This window comes from Streptomyces nogalater, from assembly GCF_039532885.1.
In the GTDB taxonomy this organism is placed as follows: domain Bacteria; phylum Actinomycetota; class Actinomycetes; order Streptomycetales; family Streptomycetaceae; genus Streptomyces; species Streptomyces nogalater.
In genome coordinates this window covers 170,290-189,463 of sequence record NZ_BAAASM010000010.1, presented here as the reverse complement: position 1 = coordinate 189,463, position 19,174 = coordinate 170,290, and the positions used below count along the sequence as shown (strand labels likewise).

At 71.3% G+C, this 19,174-nt stretch carries 16 protein-coding genes and 1 pseudogene; 8 read left to right on the top strand and 9 right to left on the bottom strand.

The genetic code is table 11. The features are described 5' to 3' along the window. The first annotated feature begins 185 nt into the window (after nt 1-185). Together ABD350_RS10500 and ABD350_RS10495 are read left to right on the top strand one after the other, a co-directional pair. Nucleotides 186-569, top strand: coding sequence for an effector-associated constant component EACC1 (locus ABD350_RS10500; RefSeq protein WP_344347600.1), 384 nt, complete (start codon nt 186-188; stop codon nt 567-569). A 6-nt stretch (nt 570-575) separates the two neighbouring features. Further along, nucleotides 576-4,469: a caspase, EACC1-associated type gene (locus ABD350_RS10495; protein ID WP_344347599.1), complete on the top strand. Its 3,894-nt coding sequence runs from the start codon at nt 576-578 to the stop codon at nt 4,467-4,469. A gap of 48 nt (nt 4,470-4,517) precedes the next feature. On the opposite strand, the gene ABD350_RS10490 is transcribed toward ABD350_RS10495, so the two are convergent. From ABD350_RS10490 to ABD350_RS10465, 6 genes and pseudogenes are all read right to left on the bottom strand, one after another. Further along, a complete protein-coding gene (locus ABD350_RS10490; protein WP_344347597.1) occupies nt 4,518-4,643 on the bottom strand; it encodes a hypothetical protein in 126 nt (41 codons plus the stop codon). A 1,028-nt stretch (nt 4,644-5,671) separates the two neighbouring features. After that, the gene (locus ABD350_RS10485) at nt 5,672-6,112 is read right to left on the bottom strand and encodes an SRPBCC family protein (RefSeq protein ID WP_344347596.1); all 441 of its coding nucleotides are present in this window, start codon (nt 6,110-6,112) and stop codon (nt 5,672-5,674) included. Between the two features lie 72 nt (nt 6,113-6,184). Continuing rightward, nucleotides 6,185-7,372 carry an MFS transporter gene (locus ABD350_RS10480; RefSeq protein WP_344347595.1) on the bottom strand — a complete coding sequence of 396 codons (1,188 nt, stop codon included), beginning with the start codon at nt 7,370-7,372 and terminating at the stop codon, nt 6,185-6,187. A gap of 88 nt (nt 7,373-7,460) precedes the next feature. Continuing rightward, nucleotides 7,461-7,574, bottom strand: a pseudogene (locus ABD350_RS10475) (hypothetical protein); the annotation flags it as partial. Between the two features lie 145 nt (nt 7,575-7,719). Continuing rightward, nucleotides 7,720-9,063 (bottom strand): carotenoid oxygenase family protein, encoded by a 1,344-nt coding sequence (locus ABD350_RS10470; protein WP_344347594.1) that lies wholly within the window; start codon nt 9,061-9,063, stop codon nt 7,720-7,722. Nucleotides 9,064-9,388: 325 nt separating this feature from the next. Further along, the gene (locus ABD350_RS10465) at nt 9,389-10,096 is read right to left on the bottom strand and encodes a DUF4232 domain-containing protein (protein WP_344347593.1); all 708 of its coding nucleotides are present in this window, start codon (nt 10,094-10,096) and stop codon (nt 9,389-9,391) included. 344 nt (nt 10,097-10,440) lie between these two features. Here ABD350_RS10465 and ABD350_RS10460 point away from each other — a divergent pair, with 344 nt between their 5' ends. The 3 genes from ABD350_RS10460 to ABD350_RS10450 are packed head-to-tail and all read left to right on the top strand — an operon-like array spanning nt 10,441 to nt 12,694. Beyond that, on the top strand, nt 10,441-10,908 hold the full coding sequence (locus ABD350_RS10460; RefSeq protein WP_344347592.1) for a DinB family protein: 468 nt from the start codon (nt 10,441-10,443) through the stop codon (nt 10,906-10,908). Then, on the top strand, nt 10,905-12,098 hold the full coding sequence (locus ABD350_RS10455; RefSeq protein ID WP_344347591.1) for a MalY/PatB family protein: 1,194 nt from the start codon (nt 10,905-10,907) through the stop codon (nt 12,096-12,098). Before ABD350_RS10460 ends, ABD350_RS10455 begins: the two co-directional genes overlap by 4 nt. A 35-nt stretch (nt 12,099-12,133) precedes the next feature. Next, the gene (locus ABD350_RS10450; RefSeq protein ID WP_344347590.1) at nt 12,134-12,694 is read left to right on the top strand and encodes a CGNR zinc finger domain-containing protein; all 561 of its coding nucleotides are present in this window, start codon (nt 12,134-12,136) and stop codon (nt 12,692-12,694) included. A gap of 63 nt (nt 12,695-12,757) precedes the next feature. Here ABD350_RS10450 and ABD350_RS10445 read toward each other — a convergent pair whose 3' ends face one another. Both ABD350_RS10445 and ABD350_RS10440 read right to left on the bottom strand, forming a co-directional pair. Next, on the bottom strand, nt 12,758-13,408 hold the full coding sequence (locus ABD350_RS10445) for a response regulator (protein WP_344347647.1): 651 nt from the start codon (nt 13,406-13,408) through the stop codon (nt 12,758-12,760). 8 nt (nt 13,409-13,416) lie between these two features. Further along, nucleotides 13,417-14,619: a sensor histidine kinase gene (locus tag ABD350_RS10440; protein WP_344347589.1), complete on the bottom strand. Its 1,203-nt coding sequence runs from the start codon at nt 14,617-14,619 to the stop codon at nt 13,417-13,419. A 150-nt stretch (nt 14,620-14,769) separates the two neighbouring features. Between ABD350_RS10440 and ABD350_RS10435 the strand changes: the two genes are divergently transcribed. From ABD350_RS10435 to ABD350_RS10425, 3 genes are all read left to right on the top strand, one after another. Then, entirely contained in the window at nt 14,770-15,369 is a 600-nt protein-coding gene (locus ABD350_RS10435) for a VanZ family protein (RefSeq protein WP_344347588.1), read from the top strand. 188 nt (nt 15,370-15,557) lie between these two features. Further along, nucleotides 15,558-16,457, top strand: coding sequence for an SGNH/GDSL hydrolase family protein (locus tag ABD350_RS10430; RefSeq protein WP_344347587.1), 900 nt, complete (start codon nt 15,558-15,560; stop codon nt 16,455-16,457). A gap of 95 nt (nt 16,458-16,552) precedes the next feature. After that, nucleotides 16,553-16,933, top strand: a complete 381-nt coding sequence (locus tag ABD350_RS10425; protein WP_344347585.1) for a hypothetical protein — start codon at nt 16,553-16,555, stop codon at nt 16,931-16,933. Nucleotides 16,934-17,061: 128 nt separating this feature from the next. Here ABD350_RS10425 and ABD350_RS10420 read toward each other — a convergent pair whose 3' ends face one another. After that, nucleotides 17,062-18,882: an ATP-binding protein gene (locus tag ABD350_RS10420; RefSeq protein WP_344347646.1), complete on the bottom strand. Its 1,821-nt coding sequence runs from the start codon at nt 18,880-18,882 to the stop codon at nt 17,062-17,064. Nucleotides 18,883-19,174: the final 292 nt, after the last annotated feature.

Here is a 19,174-nt window from a genome sequence, read left to right as displayed (position 1 = left end):
TGGAACCGCCCGGAATCGCGCGTGACCTGACCCGGCAGGGAACGCACGGGCCCCGGCCATCGGCAAGCACTTTCACGCCAACGACCTGTGAGGCAAGGCCGAACGGGCGCTGCGGTGTCAGTGCCGGGCGCTAGTGTCGTTCGCCCGGCAAGGAGCCGGGGAACTCACGGGGAGCACGAGAAGCCATGCCCGACCACCACACCGGATACCGGATCTCCGTCGTCGACGAAGACCCGCTGCGCGCCCGCAAGGAGGCACGCGAACTGCTCGCCGTACTCGCCGAGGCGGACTCCACGGCCAGGCTTGACCTGCCCACGCCTGGCGGCCCGGTGGGAGCAGGCGACAAGGGCGGCCCGTCAGCCGAGACCGTCGGGCTGCTGCTGAGCGCCGGTTCTTTCGTCGTCGCCCTGGTGCAGACATGGCTGGCGCGGGTCCCGCAGCGGACCATCGTCGTCAAGCGGCCCGACGGCGCGGTCCTGCACATCACCGGCAAGGAGGCACGCGAGGACGCCACGTTGATCGAGCGGTTCCTCACGGACGGCGGCGACGAGGGCACGACGGCAGGCTGAACGACGATGACCGACAACGACCGTCACGCCCTACTCATCGGCGTCTCCACGTACGACAGCCAGGCGTACGCCGACCTCCCGGCCGTACGCGCCGATCTGCACTACATGCGGGCCGTCCTGGAGAACACCGAGATCGGCATGTACAACGAGTGCGCGATGGCCCCCGAGCCCACGCGCGCGGAGATGTTGCACGCCGTGGAGACGTTCCTGGAGGCCCGGCAGCCCAGTGAGACCGCGCTGCTCTACTTCAGCGGGCACGGCGAGTACTGCGAGCAGGACGGCCAGCTGTACTTCCTGACCCGGGACACCGACCCGGCCGACCTGCCGGGTACAGCCGTACCGGCGGAGTTCCTGGAGCGGATGCTGCAGACCTGCCGGGCCGCCTCCAAAGTGGTCCTGCTGGACTGCTGCTCCAGCGGTTCCGTCGTGCAGGGCTGGACCGCCAAGGGGCCTTCGGCGGAACCGGACCGGCCCGCGGCGAGCACACTGCTGCGGCCGACCGGCGTGTACTTCATCACCGCGTCCGACGCTCTCCAAGCCGCCTCCGCGATGGCGCCACCCGGCTCCAGCCTAGGCACCTCCCGGTTCACCGGGGAAATCGTCGAGGGGCTGCGCAACGGCCGGATCAAAGACGGCGGCTGGATCACCCCGGACGATCTCTTCGACTACCTGACCGCGCAGATGGCCCGCAACGGCGTACCGGAGGAGCAGCGGCCCACCAAGTCCACGATCAGGGCCACCCGCAGCCTCCCCTTCGCCCGGTCGGTGGCACGACCGGTGCGGCTTCCCGCACTGCCCCACGGCGTCGGCGACGCCGCCCGGCGCTCCCCCGCGCTGCTGAAGGCCCGGGAGCTGGCCGAGGCGGACGAACGGGACGGCGTCGATGCGCAGCGGCTGCTGCGCTACTACGCGGACTGCCTCACCGCGCAGGCGGCGGCCGGCATGCGGCCCGACCGGGACAGCGGCCGGAACGAGAAGTACTTCCTGCTCGCCCAGGGCGAGGAGACCATCCAGTCGGGCCGTGGACCGCACATCGTCGCGCCCGGATCGCTGCCCCGACCGCGGGACAGACGGGCCGGGTCGGGCACCGAGGCGGGGACGCGGCAGGAGTACTGGTACGGGTATCCGGCGATCACGCTGCCCGCGCGGGATGGCGGCCGGGGGCGGCGCGCGACGGTGGAGCTGGCGCCGCTGCTCGTCCAGCAGATGGAGCTGGCGCCGGACGAGGAGGGCCGGGACGTGCTCCGACCCAGTGGTGTGCCGTCCCTGCACAGCGGTGTCGTCTCCGAACTCCTGGACGCGGGCGACGCCGCCGACCTGGTGGCCCGCTGGCAGCCGGCCTGGCAGGAGGGCAACGACGCGCAGATGCTGCGCGCCATAAGGGAGTTGTTGGAGGAGCTGGGGCTGCCGGAACTCGAACCGCTGGACCCGTCCGCGCTCAGCGAGCGCACGGTCATGCAGGCGCTGCGGCCCGGCGCGCACAACGCGGCCGTGCTGCTGGTGCCGTCCGGCGCGGAGGCCATGGCCACCCAGGCGCTGGTGGACAACCTGCTTCAGATCTCCACGCGGACCGGGCAGATCCCGGGCACCGCGCTGGGCGCGCTGCTTGCCGGGCAGGCAGCGGCCACCACCGCCACCGCGTCGGACCCGGTGCCACCCGTCGCTCCGGGGCCGTGCAACGAGAGCCAGGAGCAGGTGATCTCCTCGGCGATGACCCAGCCACTGACCGTGGCGACCGGGCCGCCCGGCACGGGGAAGAGCGAGGTCGTCACGGCGGTCGTCACCACCTGCGTCGCCGCGGGGCAGTCGGTGCTGGTCGCCTCCACGAACAACGAGGCCGTGAACGTCGTCGCCGAGCGCTGCGACGACATCGCGCCCGGTCTGCTGATGCGGACGGGCAACGCGGAAGCACTGGAGCGGGAGGCGGCCAAACTGGAACGGCTGCTGGCCGAACCGGTCGAGGCGCCGCCGCGCGGATCGGCCACCGTGGGCGGCGAGCTGCGCAACACCCGGGGCACGGCGCGGCGGCTGCGGACGGAGGCAGCCCACCGCGTCGGTGAGGAGACGCGGCTGCTGGAACTGCTCCGCGACCGGGAGGAACGGGCCGCCGAGCTGGAGCTGGCCCTGCCTCTCCTCGAAGGGGCCTGGGCGGCGGACGCGGACGACGCGGACACGCTGGACCGGTGGGCGGAGCGAGCACGGAGGACGGCCGGGGCCCCCTGGTGGCAACTCGGGGAGTGGCGACGTGGGCGGGCGCTCGCCGCGCTGGTCGCGGCCGTGTCGGAGCACCCCGGGGGGTCGGGACCGGCGTGGCCGGCCTGGGCGACGAGACGTCCGGTACCGCCCGAGCTGTTGGAGTCCCTGGCCGGCATCGTGTCCGTGGAGCGGGAGGTGCGGGAACTCGTCCACCGGCACGAGGAATGGGATGAGGACGGGCTCAAGGCCTCCAGGGCCGCGACGGCGAATGCGCTGTCCGGTCTGTCGGCGGAACTGTCCCGCGCGCTGTCCGCCGAGACCCTGGAGCAGGCCACCGGGCTCATGAACCAGCGGCTCCAGGCGCTCCGCCGCCGCTCCGGCTACCAGCGCAGCCAGAAGAACCTGATGACCCACATCAAGGGATGGGCCGTCAGCACCCACTCCGTGCGGCAGCTCGAACTCGCCCCGAAGCTGTTCGACCTCGTCGTCATCGACGAGGCCAGCCAGTGCTCCATCCCGTCGGTGCTGCCCCTGCTGTTCCGGGCCCGCCGGGCGCTGATCATCGGTGACCCCATGCAGCTCGGGCACATCCCGGGCGTGTCACCACAGCAGGAGAAGCAGGCACGGGCGCGGGCCGGGCTGAGCGCCGCGCAACTGGAGCACCACCGCCTCGCCTACCACGTGTACTCCTCGTACCACGCCGCCGAACAGCACGGCGACGGCGCGCTGCTCCTCGACGAGCACTACCGCTGCCACCCGCGGATCGCGGACGTGGTCAACGGCCACTGCTACGGCGGTCGTCTGCGGGTGTTGACCGACGTGCGGCGGCAGGTACCGGGACACGACCCGGTGGGAGCGGCCGACCCGGCACCGGTGCTCGGCTGGGTCGACGTACCCTCCGGGGAATCGACGCGTGGCGGCGACGGGCGATCCTGGCGGAACACGGCCGAGGCGGAGGCCGTGCGGCGCGTGGTCGACGGGCTGCTGGCGGGGCTCGCGCCGGACGCGACCGTGGGAGTGGTCACGCCGTTCCGGGCGCAGAAGGAGACACTGGCCCGGATGTGGCAGGACGACGACCGGGTCCGGGTCGGCACCGTCCACACCTTCCAGGGCGGACAGCGCGACGTGATGGTGCTCAGCCCGGTGGCGGCGCCCAACACACCGCCCCGCACGACGCACTGGGTCGCGAGCCAGGTCAACCTGTGGAACGTGGCGGTCACCCGGGCCAAGTCGCAGTTGATCACCGTGGGCGACCTCGCCTTCTGGCAGGAACAGAGCGGCCTGCCGGCCCTCCTCGCCGCGCGCTCGGCGCCACTGGGGGCGGGCGACGGCGGCACGACGGCCGAGACCGGCCCGACCGGCCCGGTGACCGAGGCCCGCGAAGACCTCGCCGACCGCCTTCAGCAGTACTTCACCGGACGTGGCATCACCGATCTTGAGCGGGCCGCCCTGGTGGGCGGACACCCTGTGGACCTGGTGTTCACCGACGCCGGCGAGAACACAGCGGTGCTGATCGACCCCGGACCGCGGCCCGGTGAAAACCCCGCGCGGCACCTCAGGCTCATCCACGCGCGAGGCGACCTGCTCACCGGACTGCCCTCCGGGGGCCATGGGGCCAAGGCCTGCCTGGTGAGCCGGACGGTGCGGGTGCCCGCCTGGCGGATCCTGGCGGGCGAGACCGCGCTGGCACCGCTGTTCGACTGAGCCAGGCACAGGACGGCAGGCTCCACAGAGCCTGTCCCGGCGGCTCGCTCAGCCGCAGGACAGGCTCTGTACGACGCACGTTATGTGCTGGAGGTTTCCCGCGCGCAGCCACTCCCTGGGGCCGCCCACGCCCCCGCTCGTCGAGAGCGGGCGTTCGCGCAGTCGCTCCGCCACTTTCGGACTTCTCCTCGGAACCCCTTTCCGAGGAGCCAACCGTGAGGCGGCGACGTGGTTCCCGCACATGCGGAGGTGGCCTCTGCCAGCCGCCGTCGGGGGTGGGACCACATATGCCGGGGGTACTCTCGCGAGAACCGCCTGTCCGTGCTCGCTCCACTGGCCCGGGTGCCGCAACAAATCCAACCGGCTCGTCGCCGCAGTATCAGCGCCCGTGCGAACAGGCACACTCCGGCTTTGACTAACCCACGGTCAAGATCCGGGCCAGACACGGGCCAGTGCCCCGGAACCGATCCCCGCCAGCCCTCATTCCTGCTGGTCGACGCACATCATGCGCACCTACCAAACCGCAGGTCAGCTGCCCTTTTCGGCAGGCTCCAGAATCACCACGCACTCCACATGATGCGTCATCGGAAACACGTCACATGGGGCTGAGGCGGGAGTACCCGCAGGTCAGATGCGGTCCCGTTGCCCGACCGGCCGGCCCTCGCCCGATGCGCGGCTACCTGGCCGCCTGTGTCTCCGCTTCGTGCTTGAGGTTGTTGACCCAGTTGTGCAAGGAGTTGTCGAGCGCGGACTGCAGGGCTGCCTGATGGGCGAGGACGGGGGCGCCCGTCCAGGACTCCTCGGTGTGGACGATGACGCCGTTCCCGGTCGGGGTGAAGGTCCATACGTGGACGGCGGTGATGCCCTGGGCCGGGCCGCCCCAGGCCAGGCGCTTGCCGTAGTCGGCCTGCTTGACGGTGGAGGTGATGTCCAGGCCCTCGGTGCTCCAGCGGAAGACCGCACATCAGCGGTGTGGTGGGTGGCGGCGACGGCCCTGGCGGGGCCCTCGTCGGTGAGGGCGGCGGCGGTGCCGGTAGCCGCAAGGATGAGCGTAGTGGTCAGGATGGCGGACTTGGCCGCGGTGGTGACGCGCATGAGGCCGGCCTTAGGAAGGGGTTCGAGGAACCGTCGTGGGGAGCGGGGACAGGGCGGAGGGTTCGAGGGACGACGCGAGCGAACGCCTCGGGCAGCCGACGTAGTCGTCAGCCGGTCCGCTCGGCGCGTGCCTTGAGCGCCGCGAGCCACGCGGTCAGGGACTCGTGGAGGGCCCGGCCGAGCTCGTCGGCGGCGGCGTCCACGACGGCACCGCTCCAGGACTCCTCGGTACGGACCGTCACCTGGCTTCCCGTCCGCTCGAAGGTCCACACGTGGACGCCGTCGATGCCATTGGCCGGGCCGCCCCACACGATCCGCTCTCCGGGAACGACCTCTTGGACGGTCGACGTGATGTCAAGGCCGTGGGTCTTCCATCTGAACGAGTTGCCGGGCAGCAGCGGACCGTCCAGCTTCGCCTCATCCACGTCCGCGTTCCACTCCGCCCAGGAGTCGACGTCGGCGTGCAGAGCCCACACCCTCTCCATCGGCGCGTCGATCACGGTCGACAGACGGACGACGACAGGGGCATCCTCGTCAATGGAGAACATTTCGGCATATCCCTTCGAATGGTTCACCGCGGCGGGTGTGCCGCGGTGTGCGGGCGGTCGGTGGTGTATCGGTCACCGGGTGCGGGCGTTGACCGCGGAAGCCGGCGTCGTGGTGGGAATCGAGGTCGAGGCCCGGGGACGGCGCCGGATGAGCAGGACGCCGACCAGGGCGGTCGCGGTCAGTACGGCGGCGGAGACGCCGAAGGCGACGCGATAGCCCACGGTCAGCGCCTCCGTACTCGTCTGGTGAACCGACGCGTGACTCGTGACGGTGCCGGCGAGAGTGGCGAGGACCGCGAGACCGATCGCACCGCCGACCTGGCGGGAGGTGTTGACCAGGCCGCCGGCCAGACCGGCGTCCTCCTTGGCGACACCCTCGACGGACAGGGCGGTCAGCTGGACGAAGGCGATGCTCAGTCCCAGGCCCACCAGGACGCTCGGGCCGAGAACGTCCACCGCATAGCTGCCGTGCGCGCTGACGCCTGACAGCCACAGCAGCCCCGCGGCCTCGGACAGCAGAGCCGCACAGACGGTCGCGGTCGCACCGATACGGCGCGCGATACGTGGCGCCAGCGTCGAGCCCAGCATGTTGGACGCGGCGAGGGGAAGTTGCCCGAGACCGGTCATCAGTGGACCGGAGCCGAGCACCTGCTGCTGGTAGAGCGGCAGGAAGAAGAACAGGGCGATCCACACCGAACCCAGCAGTGCCATCAGGACATTGCCGGTGGTGACACGACCGGTGCGGAACAGTCGGAGCGGCAGCAGCGGGCGGGGATGGTGAAGCTCGATCAGAAGGAACGCGAGCGTGAGCGTCGCGGCCAGGCCGAGGGATCCCAGGACCACACGGTCCGTCCAGCCGGAGCCGCGTGCGGTCGTCAGCCCCCACACCAGCGCGGTCAGGGCCAGTGTCACGGTGGCGGTGCCCGGCAGGTCGAACTTGCCGGTGCCCGAACCGGACGTCTGCCGGGGGATGAACGCCGCTGCCGCGGCCAGCACCGTGAACGCTCCGATCCCGACGGCGTAAAAGATCCAGGGCCAGCCCCACGCCTGTGTCAGGGCGCCGCCCAGAAGGACGCCGGCCGCTCCGCCGGCGCCCGAGACCGCTCCCCACACCCCCAGCGCCCTGCCACGGCCCGGGCCGGGCGGGAACAGGTCCATCACCAGGGCAAGGGCCGCGGGCGCGATGGCCGCGGCGCCTGTTCCCTGCGCGGCACGAGCGGCGATCAGAGCGGCCGGCGAGCCCGCCAGTCCCGCCGCCACCGAGGCCGCACCGAACAGTGCGACCCCCTGCGAGCAGGACGCGACGCCTCCCCAGCAGGTCCGCCACCCGGCCGCCGGCCAGCAGCAACGCCCCGAAGGCCAAGCCGTAGGCGTTGACCACCCACGTCGTGCCGTTGTCCGACAGGCCCAGGCCGGACCGGACCTGCGGCAGCGCCACGTTCACGATCGAGGTGGCCAGCATGACGGTGAACTGGGCTGCCGCCAGGGCCGCGAGAGCGGCACCCGGGCCGGTTGCGGACCTTGATGACTTGGACATGCTGACTCCGTGTGTGGTTGACCACTCAGCGAGCAGGGGCGGGCAGGGAGGGGCGCCCCGGCGTGCCGGGTCAGTCGCGGTCGGCTATCCAGGAGCCGTGGATACCGGCTACGACCCGGCGCGGCAGGTGAACGGTCGCCACCGGGCCGCGCAGGATGTCCGAGGCGTCCAGGACCAGCAGGCTGGAGGCGTCGGCGTGCAGATCACTGACCACCGTCAGCAGGTACCCGTCGTCCTCGGACGTGCCGCCCCCGGCCGGTACGAAGACCGCCTCGCTGGGGAGCTGTCCGTCGCCGACGTGCCGGACCTGCCGGCCACCGGTGGCCCGGTCGTACTTGACCACCCCGAAATTGCCGACACCCCGCTCATCGGGGAACGAGACCGCGTACTGGAAGCGGTGCTCACGGCCCATGACGTCCTCGTTGATCGTGGGAAACTCCACCACCAGGTCGTCCACGATCCGCTCGCGCACGGTTCCCGCTGCCAGGTCGACCACCCACTGGCGGTTGTGGGAGCGGGAGTTGGGGACGGCCCCCCTGTCCGGGGATCCGACCCACCAGTTCCAGGAGGTGCGGAACCCCTCCCGGTCCACGGTCGGCCCCTCAAGGACGACCCTGCCCTGGGTGTCCTCGTACGCGTTGGCGGCGTGCAGCATCGATCCCGGCTCGATGTCGAACCAGCGGATCGCCGTCGCGCCGCCCCGCCCACGGGGCATCACGCCGATCCGGGCGGGCTGTTCGTCCTTCCAGGCGTACGGGATCCCGGACGTCTCCGTGTGGTCGAAGGTCACCGTTCCCTCGACGAAGACGACGTATCGCTCGGTGATGGCGAAGTCGTGCTTGAGGGCCGCCGTAGCACCCGGCACCTCCTCGCTGTGCGCCAACTCGCCCTTCTCCGAGGAGACGTGGTAGGTCAGGTAGGGCGGGAACGGGGACGAGCTGAAGAAGTGCAGCTCTCCCGAGACCGGGTCGTGCTTGGGGTGGGCCGTCATGACGTTGGTGAGCTTGCCGTCGAAGTCGTAGGCTCCCACGGTCGCCAGTTCGTCGGTCAGCTCGAAGGGGAGGTTCGACTCGCACAGGGCCAGCAGTCTTCCGGCGTGCTCGATGACGTGCGTACCCGCGGTGCTCGCCGTCAGATCGGGACCGTTCTCGGTCATGTACGGCGCGCCCTCCAGCGCCGGCGTGCGTACCCAGCGGTTGCGGTACCACTCCGCCCGGCCGTCCCGCAGGCGGATGCCGTGCACCATGCCGCTGCCCTTGAACCAGTGGGTGGGAGTGACACCGGGCTTGGGGTTGTGGCCGTTGCGGACCAGACGGCCGGACAGCTCCGGCGGCAGCTGTCCCTCGACCACGAGGTCGTAGGCGGTGATCTCGTCCACGTGCGGGGTGTAGTGCCCCGAGAGGTACGGCTTCATGAAGGTTCCTTCTGTTCCTGAAGCGTGGTGATGAACGGCGGGGGAAGACCTGCGCGGACGGTCGCGCGAGCGTGTTCCGGCCGGGACAAGGGGAGTTCGCGGCACCCGGCGGTGCACCGTGCGCCGGGCCGCGTCGTCTTGGCCGGCTCCATGATGTGGCCCGGGTCCGCTCGAGATCGTGTCCGGACCAGTGCTCACTGGTGCTCACTGGTGCTCATCGCCGTGAAGGTGGCGGCAACGTCCCGGGGCCGGTCGGGCGGTTCACGACTGTCGGCGGCGTCTGAGTACGCCGCCGAGGTGACCGCATGGGTCGTGTCGCGCCCGCTCAGCCCGCCGGCACGGCGTCCGCCGGGTTCGTGTGCCAGTTGGTCACCACGGGCTTGTCCACGACGGTGTTCCCCACCGGCAGCGAGACGGGGTGGGGGTCACCGTCGCTGACGGACACGATGACCGTGCTGTACTCGGTGCCGTTGTCGTCGTTCGTGGTCTTGGGGTTGACGCCCGCGTAGACGGTGGTGCCGCCGCTGAGGGTGATCTCGCTCCCCGCGGACTGCTCCGCGGGATGAGCCTGCGTGCCCCCGGAGCCGAAGGCGACGACCGGCAGCCCCGCGGGCAGCACGCAGGTGATACCGGGCTTCGCGCTGACGCTGATCTGGATGTAACCACCCGCCTGGGTCATCGACTTGGCCGACCAGCGCAGGTCGTTGGACCCGCAACCCTGGCCGTAGCCGGTCTTGTCGGCGGCGGCGCCGTCGTCGGAGGTCCGGCCCTCGCCGGTGCTCGCCTTCGTGCCGCCGCCGCTGTGGGTGGCACCGGCCGTGGCCCCGGTCGACCCGCTCTTCTGGCCACCGCCCGAAGCGGCCGTCTCGGTGGCGTCGGCCACCGGCCGGGGGGTGGGCGTTGCCGCCGAAGTGGCGGTGGTCTTGGCCGTGGCGTCGGCGGCGGAGCCGGAGCCCTCCTGGCAGGCCGTCAGGAGCAGTCCGGCACCGAGTGCGGCGGAAGCGGCGATGGCGGCGCGGAAGCGGTGGTTCATGAGATGTCCTCTCGGTCGGCGAGCGCTTGGGAGCGCCCTTGTGTGATTGCCTCGTCCGATCAGCACGACGGACGGCCCACCGGATCAGTTCGATGCGGTGGCACGTTCGCGACGGCTCCGGCACACGGCTGTTACAGAACCCGCCGGATGCGGACGCGATGTCACCGGTCGCCTCGGCGCACCCCGCCCTGAGACACCATGCAGGACAGTTACTTCACGCCTCAAAATTGACGCCTTTGTCAGCGACTCGTGCCACTGCTCGCTAAGCGAGGCACATCAAGACACCTCCTTGACAGGTGTCACTGTCGCGGTGAAGCTGTCGCTCCGACCGATGAGGAGGCACCGTGCACGATCACGACGAGTACCTGTACTTCCTCCGCCGCGCCTTCGACGGGATGCTCGGCGCGCTGGAAGAACTGGGTGACGACCTCGGCAACACCGCGCCGCCCCTGCCCGGCGCCAACTCCCCCTACGCCATCGCGTACCACTGCGTCGGCGTGGCCGACTACTGGCTGGGCCACGTGGTCGCGGGACGTCGCGTCGCCCGCGACCGGCCCGCCGAGTTCACGGCGAAGGGGGACGCACAAAGCCTGCGGAGGGAGGTCGACGCGCTCTTCGCGCGCCTGGAGGCGGACCTTCGCACAGCGCCGCCGTCCGCATCGCCGCGCAACGCGCCTCCGGCCGAGTTCGAGGGTCCGGGCCGTCCCCTGAGCGTGCGGGGCGTCCGGCTCCACGTACTGGAGGAACTGGCCCAGCACCACGGGCAGGTGCAGATCACCCGCGATCTCCTGCGAGCCGAGGAGCCCGCGTGAACACCGCACCGGCCCGGGACGTTCCCGGCTTCGACGATCTCGGCCTCGACCGGCTGCGGGCCCGCGGCAGCGTGAAGTGGCACCGCCCGGAGCGGGACGTCCTGCCCGCGTGGGTGGCCGACATGGACTTCCCCACCCCGCCGCCGGTGGTGGACGCGCTGCGCGAGGCCGTTGACGGCCGCGATCTCGGGTATCCGGACTGGCCGGACGGCAGCCCGCTGCGCACGGCCTTCGCCAAGCGGATGGCCGAGCGGTTCGGGTGGGCCGCGTCGGCGCACCGCGTGCGCGAGCAGACCGACCTCATCCAGTGCCTGCAGCTCGTCCTCCACCTCGCCACGTCGGACGGCGACGCGGTGGCGGTGCAGACGCCCAACTACCCGCCGTTCCTCGCCACGTTGCGGACGATGAACCGGCGTGCCGTACCCGTCCCGATGCGGGACACGGACGACGGCTGGCGCATGGACTTCGCCGCCCTGGACACCGCGGTGAAGCGGGCCAGCTGCAAGGCACTCGTCCTGGTCAACCCGCACAACCCCACCGGCCGGGTCCTGACGCGCGAGGAGCTCGGCGAGATCGCCGCCGTCGCGCGACGGCACGATCTGCTCGTGGTCAGCGACGAGATCCACGCCGAGCTGGCCTACGCCCCCCACCGGCACATCCCCTTCGCGAGCCTGTCGGATGACGCCGCCCGCCGCACGGTGACCCTGACCTCCGCGACCAAGGCGTTCAACCTGGCGGCCATCCGCTGTGCCGTGACGCACTACGGCCCGGACCGCCTGCTCGCGCTGCGCGACGCGCAGCCGCCCGACCTGTACGGCACCGTCTCACCGCTCGGTGTGGTCGCCACCCTGGCCGCGTGGGAGCACGGCGACGCCTGGCAGCGTGATCTGCTGACCGTGCTGGACCGCAATCGCCGGCGCGTCCACGCAGTGCTGCGCGACCGGCTCCCGCTGCTCCGCCACCACCTGCCCGAGGCCACCTACCTGGCGTGGCTGGACACCCGGCCGCTCGGTCCGGCCGAACCGCCGGTGGAGAAGGTGCTCAGGGACGGCCGGGTCCTGCTCGACGGCGGAACGCCCTTCGGCCCGGACGCCGACGGGTTCCTGCGACTGAACTTCGCCACCTCCCGGCAGGTACTGGAGGAGATCCTGAACCGGGTCGCCGGGGTGCTGGGCGGGCAGGAGGGGTGACGACGGTGCCGGAGAGCGGCTGGCACCATGAGGGTGTGGATGACTTCGTCTTCGTCAGCGGGCGGCTGTCCCTGGACCTCGCGGGCACCTTGCTGTGGCGGCGGAGCCGGCGCATCGAGCTGCTGCGTTCCCCCGACGACCTGGGGCGCTGGATCCGGCAGGCGGGCCTGCTCGACGCTCCCGGCCCGCTGGACCCCCGCGCCCTGTCCCGGACGTGCCGTCTCAGGGAAGCCGTGTACGCGCTGGTTCGCGCGTGGCCGCCGACACCGGCCGCGGACGACGAGGTGCGCGAAGCGCTCGCCGAGGTGAACGAGGCAGCCCGGTTGCCGCTGCCGAGGCACCAGCTCGACGAGGGCGGCCGGCTGATCCGTACCGGAGGCGTCGACGAGGTGCTCGGCGCGGTGGCCCGGGACGCCGTGGGTCTGCTCGGCGGTTCCGACTTCGCTCGCGTACGGGAGTGCCTCAACGAGGACTGCACCCGGCTCTTCGTGGACCTGTCCCGGTCCGCGAACCGTCGCTGGTGCGGCATGGCCGAGTGCGGGAACCGGCACAAGGTGGCCACCTACCGCAAGCGGCGGCAACAGGCGGCCCGCTGACCGTTCTTCCGGCCCTCGTGGGCGCCTCCTTTCACCTACACATTTCAGAGACACCAAATCCGCTCACGGTGATTCGCCGGTCTCATGACGGGCGTAGCCGTTCCGCCACGCCCATGCGGCGATCTCCACGCGGTTGCGAGTCGCCAACTTGGCCTGGATGTTGGTCAGGTGCGTCTTCACGGTGCCCACGGTGATGCGAAGCGCCTCGGCGATCTCGGCGTTGGTCAGCCCTTGGGCCACCAGGCGAACCACGTCCGACTCACGCGGTGAGAGGTCTGTTTCCTCATCCGGTGCGGGAAGCGTCCGCATCATCCGCTCCAGCAGACGGACGGTGATGGAAGGGCTGATGAGCGAGTCGCCGGCCGCCGCGGCACGTACCGCCTCGACCAGGAGCCGCGGGCCGGCGTCCTTGAGGATGAAGCCGCAGGCCCCGGACCGCAGGGCCCGGGTGACGTACTCGTCGTCATCGAACGTGGTCACCATGACGACTCTCGGCGTATGACGCGCTCCGGGCGGGGTCAGGGCCCGCAGGGCGTCGAGTCCGTCGAGGCGGGGCATGCGGATGTCCATGAGGACGACGTCGGGACGGTGGTGCGCGGCCAGGGCGACGGCCCGCACGCCGTCCTCGGCCTCGGCCACCACAGTGATGTCGTCCTCCACGGAAAGGATCATGGCCATGCCGGTGCGGACGATGGCCTGGTCGTCCACGATCATGGTCCGGATCACGCGGCCTCCACCCGGGACAGCGGGGGAAGCAACGGCACACGCGCGCGGACCTGCCAGGTGCCGTCGCTCCCGGTACCGGTGCGCAGACTGCCTCCCGCGCCGGTCACCCTCTCCTTCAGGCCCGTGAGACCGTAGCCGGGCGGGGCCGTGGGCGGGGCCGCTCCGTCGTTGGCGACGCAGACGGCGACGTGCCGACGGCCGACCTGTACCCACACGGACGCCGTGCGGCAGGCGGGAGCGTGCTTGCGGATGTTGGTCAGGGCTTCCATCACCACCCGGTGAACGATGTCGGCCACATCCGCCGGAAGCCGCTCGGTGGGCCCGTCCTCGACGAGTCGCACGGACACGCCGGTGGTTCCGAAGTCCGCCACCAGGGCGCGCACGGCGGTCATGCCGCCGTGCGGGGCGAGCGGGGCTCCGGGATCGTCCGCCCTCAGCGCGCCGACCATACGGCGCAGGGACACGAGCGCCTCCGCGCCGGTGTCCTCGATGCGCCGCAGGGCGGCCGGCACGAGCTCGGGCCGCTTGTCGGCGATGGCGCCGGCCCCCTGGGCCTGGACCACGATGCCCGTCACGTGATGGGCGACGTAGTCGTGGAGGTCCCGGGCCAGCCGCACACGTTGTTCGAGGCGGATGCGGTACTCCCGTTGCCGCCGGTCGGCCGCGACGAGCCGGGCGGTCACCGCGGCGCCCGCCACGGCCACGGCGATCAGAGTCGAGACGAAGGCGACGACGACGCTGCCCTCGCGGACCTCCACCGCGAGGGGGCGCCACACCACCGCGGCGATCAACGCCACCGTGCCCACCGCCGCGGGGGCCACCGCACCGCGCCGGGCCGTGAACGCCAGGACGATCAGCAGCGCGACCGGTTCGAAGGCGCCGTACGCCGTGGACGCGCCGTGACCCGCGCGCAGGTGCACCGCCGCGGTGCAGGCCAGCGACGCCACGGCGGCTGCCAGCCCCGACCAGGCCATGACCCGAGTTCTCACGCCACGCCGCGTGATGAGGGGCAGGGCGGCTACGACGACTGCCACCGTCATCGCCGACAGCCCCAGCAACGGACCGGTGACCGGCTGACGGAAGGTCCCCCATCGCAGGTCCAGCCGCGCGGCGGCCACCGCGAGAAGGAGCAGGGCGGGCCACCGCAGTGCGGCCGCACCGCGCGGAAGGGCCGACGGCAGGGGGCGATCGAAGGGCATGCGGTGAAGGGTAGGACAGCCGGCTCGTCCCGCCCTCTGCCGAAAGTCGTAGCGATCGTCCGGGAGACCTGTCCTTCGCCGGATCCGCACAGTGACCGCGTCCGGGAGGGTTGCCGCCGATACCCCGCCGGAACCCGGAGCAGCCGATCCATGAACGTGAACCTGACCATCGAAGCGCCGTACGTCCTGGGCCCCACCTTCGCCGTCTTCCTCGGTGTGGCCGCCGTCCGCCACCGCCGTGCGCGGCCGGGCTGGACGGGCCGGCACCTGGTGCTGCGCACCACCGCGTGCCTCTACGCCATGGCCGTGCTGTCGATCACGGTCTTCCCCCTGGAGATCACCTGGGGCAGGTACGCCAACCAGATGCCGTGGACGAACCAGATCAACTACGTGCCCCTGATCACCGCCGACGTGACCGCGGTGCCCAACGCCCTGATGTTCGTGCCGCTCGGCGTCCTGCTGCCCCTCCTCACGCGTGTGAACAGCACGGCCCGGGCCATCGGGGTGAGCGCGTCGGCGAGCCTGGGCATCGAGACGGCGCAGCTGCTGTCGTACGTGCTCTTCCACAACGGTCGCGCCGTCGACGTCAACGACCTGCTCGCCAACACCCTGGGCGGGCTGTTCGGCTACCTCCTGGTGCGCCTCGCCCTCGGCACGCCGTCGGCAGGCGAGCTGCTGTACGGCTACGCGCTGCCCCGGTCGGCCGTGGGCCGGCCTGCCGGGACGGCGGCCGTATGCCAGGTGGGGTGACGGGGCACGCGCCGACGGGCCGGCACCGCCGGTGAACCCCGCCCGGCTCGTCACCGTTGTGGGGGACGGAGCGCCGACGGCGGGTGGACCACCGTGGGCCCGGACATCGGGCGTACGCCGAACGGTGCAGGCACCGTCCCCGCCCGGCCAGGGACGCTCCCCCATCGACCACACGACTCGGAGGCGTCATGACGCACTTCACCGGCCGACCGCTGCCCGTGTACCGGACCCTCGCGGCGATCACCGTGGCCGGGGCCACGCTGCTGTCCGCCGGAGCCGCCCCCTCCGCGTTCGCCGCGTCCACGGCGGACGGCCCCAACTACGTGGCGCTCGGCGACTCCTACGCCTCCGGCGCCGGGCTTCCCGGCGTCACGGACGCCGAGTGCGATCGCACCACCGCCGGTTACGCCGCCGTCGTCTCCCGCACGTCGGCGGGCAAGGGCCGTACCTTCAAGAACGTCACCTGCACCGGCGCCACCACGGCCGCCCTGTGGAACACGCAGGGCTCCAAGCCCCCGCAGTTGAACGCCCTCACCCCCAACACCAAGCTCGTCACCCTGACCTTGGGCGGAAACGACGTCGGCTTCACCAACGTGCTGACCACCTGCGCGCTCGTGGCCTCCTCGGACCCGGCCGGAAGCCCGTGCGAGAAGTACTTCACGGCCGGCGGCAGGGACGTGCTCGGTGAACGCATCAACACGGTTGAAGGCCGGGTCCGCGACGCCCTCACCGACATCAGACGGCGCAGCCCCGACGCCAAGGTGATCGTGGTCGGCTACCCGGCCCTCTTCCCCGACAGCGGCGTCGGATGCGCCCAGGTTCCCTTCGCCAAGGGTGATTTCGCCTTCCTGCGCGACGTTACGAAGAAGCTCAACAGGGCGTTGCAGCGCCGGGCCACGGCCGGTGACAGGGCCGTGCGGTTCGCCGACACCTATGCGGTCACCGTCGGGCACGACATGTGCCAACCGCGCGACAGGCGGTGGATCGAGTCCTTGAACCCGGGCGAGGAGACCCTGGCGGCCCACCCCAACTCGGTCGGCCAGTTCGCGATGGCGGCAGCCGCGTACGAGGCGATCCTCAAGCCGTAGCACGGCCCCGACGTTGCCGTCGGCGGCTTCTTTCGCCGACGGGACGCCTGACACTCCTCAAGCAATGGTCCAGTCGAACAGGAGAAGGACAAGTCATGAGACTCGCACGGAAATTCGCGACTTCAGTGGTGGCAGTGACTGCGGCTGCCGGGCTGGGGTTGGCGGTGGCACCGCCGGCGATGGCCGACGGCGGAAACGCGACCCTGCCCAATTCCAATAGCGGGACCGCTCCGTTCGTCCCGCCTGCCAACAGTACGTACTGCACTCAGAGGATCATCAACGAGCTGCTGCAACGGGTGATGCAAATGGAATTGAACTACCAGATCGCGATCCAGGAGGTCGCCGAGGCGGACACCGTCGAAGCACTGCGGGCAGCCAACCAAGCGGAGACGGAACTGCGTGTGAGTCTCTGGGCTGCGAACTCGGCCATGAACACCTTCGTGGAGCAATGTAAAAGCGTTATGCGCGACCTGTAGCAGCCTGGAGATGCAAGCGTGGGGGCCTCGACCCGATTCCGGCGGCGAGGCCCCGTCGCTTCAGGGCCGTCCCTGGCCGGCGGTGACACTTCAGGACGGACACCGGCTCCGGCCGCCAGCGTGCCCACTCAGCGGCCCTCTCCGGTTCCGCCCCGCAGCGTCGCCACCGCCCGCACCGTGGTGGCGTCCGCGCGCAGGGCCCGGCGGCGCGCGGGGCTCAGTTCACCGAGCACCGCATACCGGAGCACTCCTGCCGGAAAGCCGTAGCCCTGGCCGTCGCCCGGGGAGGCCGCTTCGATCCAGGCGAGCAGCCGTACCGCAACCGCCTGGTCAGCCAGTCTCGACACCTCTTCGAGCGGCATCCGGGACAGCCGGGCCACCAGGCGCATGTCCGGCCGGTCACCGAGCACGGCCGCCCGCTCGACGACCTGCCGCGCGGCAGGCGACAGTTCGGCGAGCCGGGCCCTGACGATGCTGCGGACGGCCGGCGGCACAGGGGCCCAGGGCCAGTCGGCGTGCAGTGCCGGCCCGAGGCGCCGGACATGCGTGAGCACCTGGTGCAGCAGGAAGGGATTCCCGCCGCTCAGTTCGTGCAGTCGGCGTGCCGCGTCTGCGGGCACAGGGCCGCTCGTGGCGGCGGACAGGACGCAGCGCACCGCGGCCTTTGTCAGAGGAGGGAGCGGCATCACGTCGGCACCCCGTCCCGCCAGCTCGGCCAGGAACCGTTCGATGGCAGGCCCAGGTTCGTCCGCCACGGTGCACACCACCGCGAGCGGCGCCTCGGGCAGCTCCCGCGCGTAGCTGAGCAGCAAGCCCCGTACGTCGTTCGAGGCGAGGTGGACGTCCTCGACGACGCACAGCATGGGCCCCGCGACGCCGACGTTCTCGGCGAGCTTTCCCAACCGGTCGCCGAGCTGCCGCAGTTGCCGGTCCGGGAACCGAGAGCCCGCGAAACCCTGTTCGGCACACCGGATCCGCAGCACCTGCCAGCCGGCGTCGGAAGCCTGCCGTGCCGCCTCCTCGGCCAATCGGGTCTTGCCCACCCCCGGCTCCCCGGACACCACGGCCCAGCCGGCGCGGCCGGTCGCAGCCTTCCGCAACAGCTCGGACAGCCGTGCGAGTTCGCGTTCCCGGCCCGGCAGGTGCGGCCGGGCGTCGGCCGACCGCTCCGAGGGCACGCTGTGTGTGCCGAGCCGAGCATGGCGAAGCGGCGGGCGCAGTGACACCGAGTCGTGCCGCAGAACGGCCATCTGCGTCTCACGCAGACCGGGACCCGGATCGAGGCCCAGGTCACGGGCCAGAAGGGCACGCACCTCCGCATAGCGGCGCAGCGCCTCGGCGGGCCGGTCCGCGAAATACAGGGCTCGCATGAGCACGACCCAGGATGCCTCGCGCAGGGGATCTTGTTCCACGAGCCGTTCCGCACTCGTGATCGCCTCGTTGATCCGGCCTTCCTGGAGCAGCAGAGCGGCTCGCAGTTCCTCGGCCGACAGCTTCAGGGCCTGGAGCCGTCCGCTCTCACCCGCCACGAAGTGGTGGTCGCGGGCGTCGACGAGCGGAGTCCCCCGCCACATGGCCAACCCGTGCTCGACCTCCTGAAGGGCTTCACCGGCACGGCCTGTGTCAGCCAGCGCCTGTGCCTGCCGCACGGACCGTTCGAAACGCACCGAGTCCAGTAGCTCGGGCGGGAAGGCCAGGGCGTATCCGGTGGGGGTGGTGCGGAGCACTTGAGGCTGCTTCCGCCGCCCGCGGCCGGGTTCCAGAGCGGCGCGCAGTCTGCTGATGTTCGCGTGGACGGAGGAAACGGCGCTGGGCGGAGGACGGCCGTTCCAGAGATCGTCACAGAGACGATCGACTCCGACGGTGCGACCGTTCTCCAGAAGCAGCCTCAGGAGCAGGGCACGCCGCTTGGGCGGTCCCAGACCGACTACCTCGCTGTCCCGCCGCACTTCCAGAGGACCCAGCAAACGAAATTCCACGGTGACACCTCTCTCGCATCGGTGTCACCCTCACCCGCTCATGTGCTCACTCGACAGTCCGAACGCTGCTCATCACCGGCTCGGCACTGCTCACAGTCGTATCGCTTCCGTTCATTCGGTGCCCGGTCACCTCACCGGCTCTCCGACCGGCCTACAGCGCCTGTGCCCTTTCTACGAGAAGTGGCCGCCGCCGGTTCACCGCGCGGTAACCGAACCGGATGGCCAAGCCCATCGTCGCAAGCGGGGCGGCGGGCAGACGGCC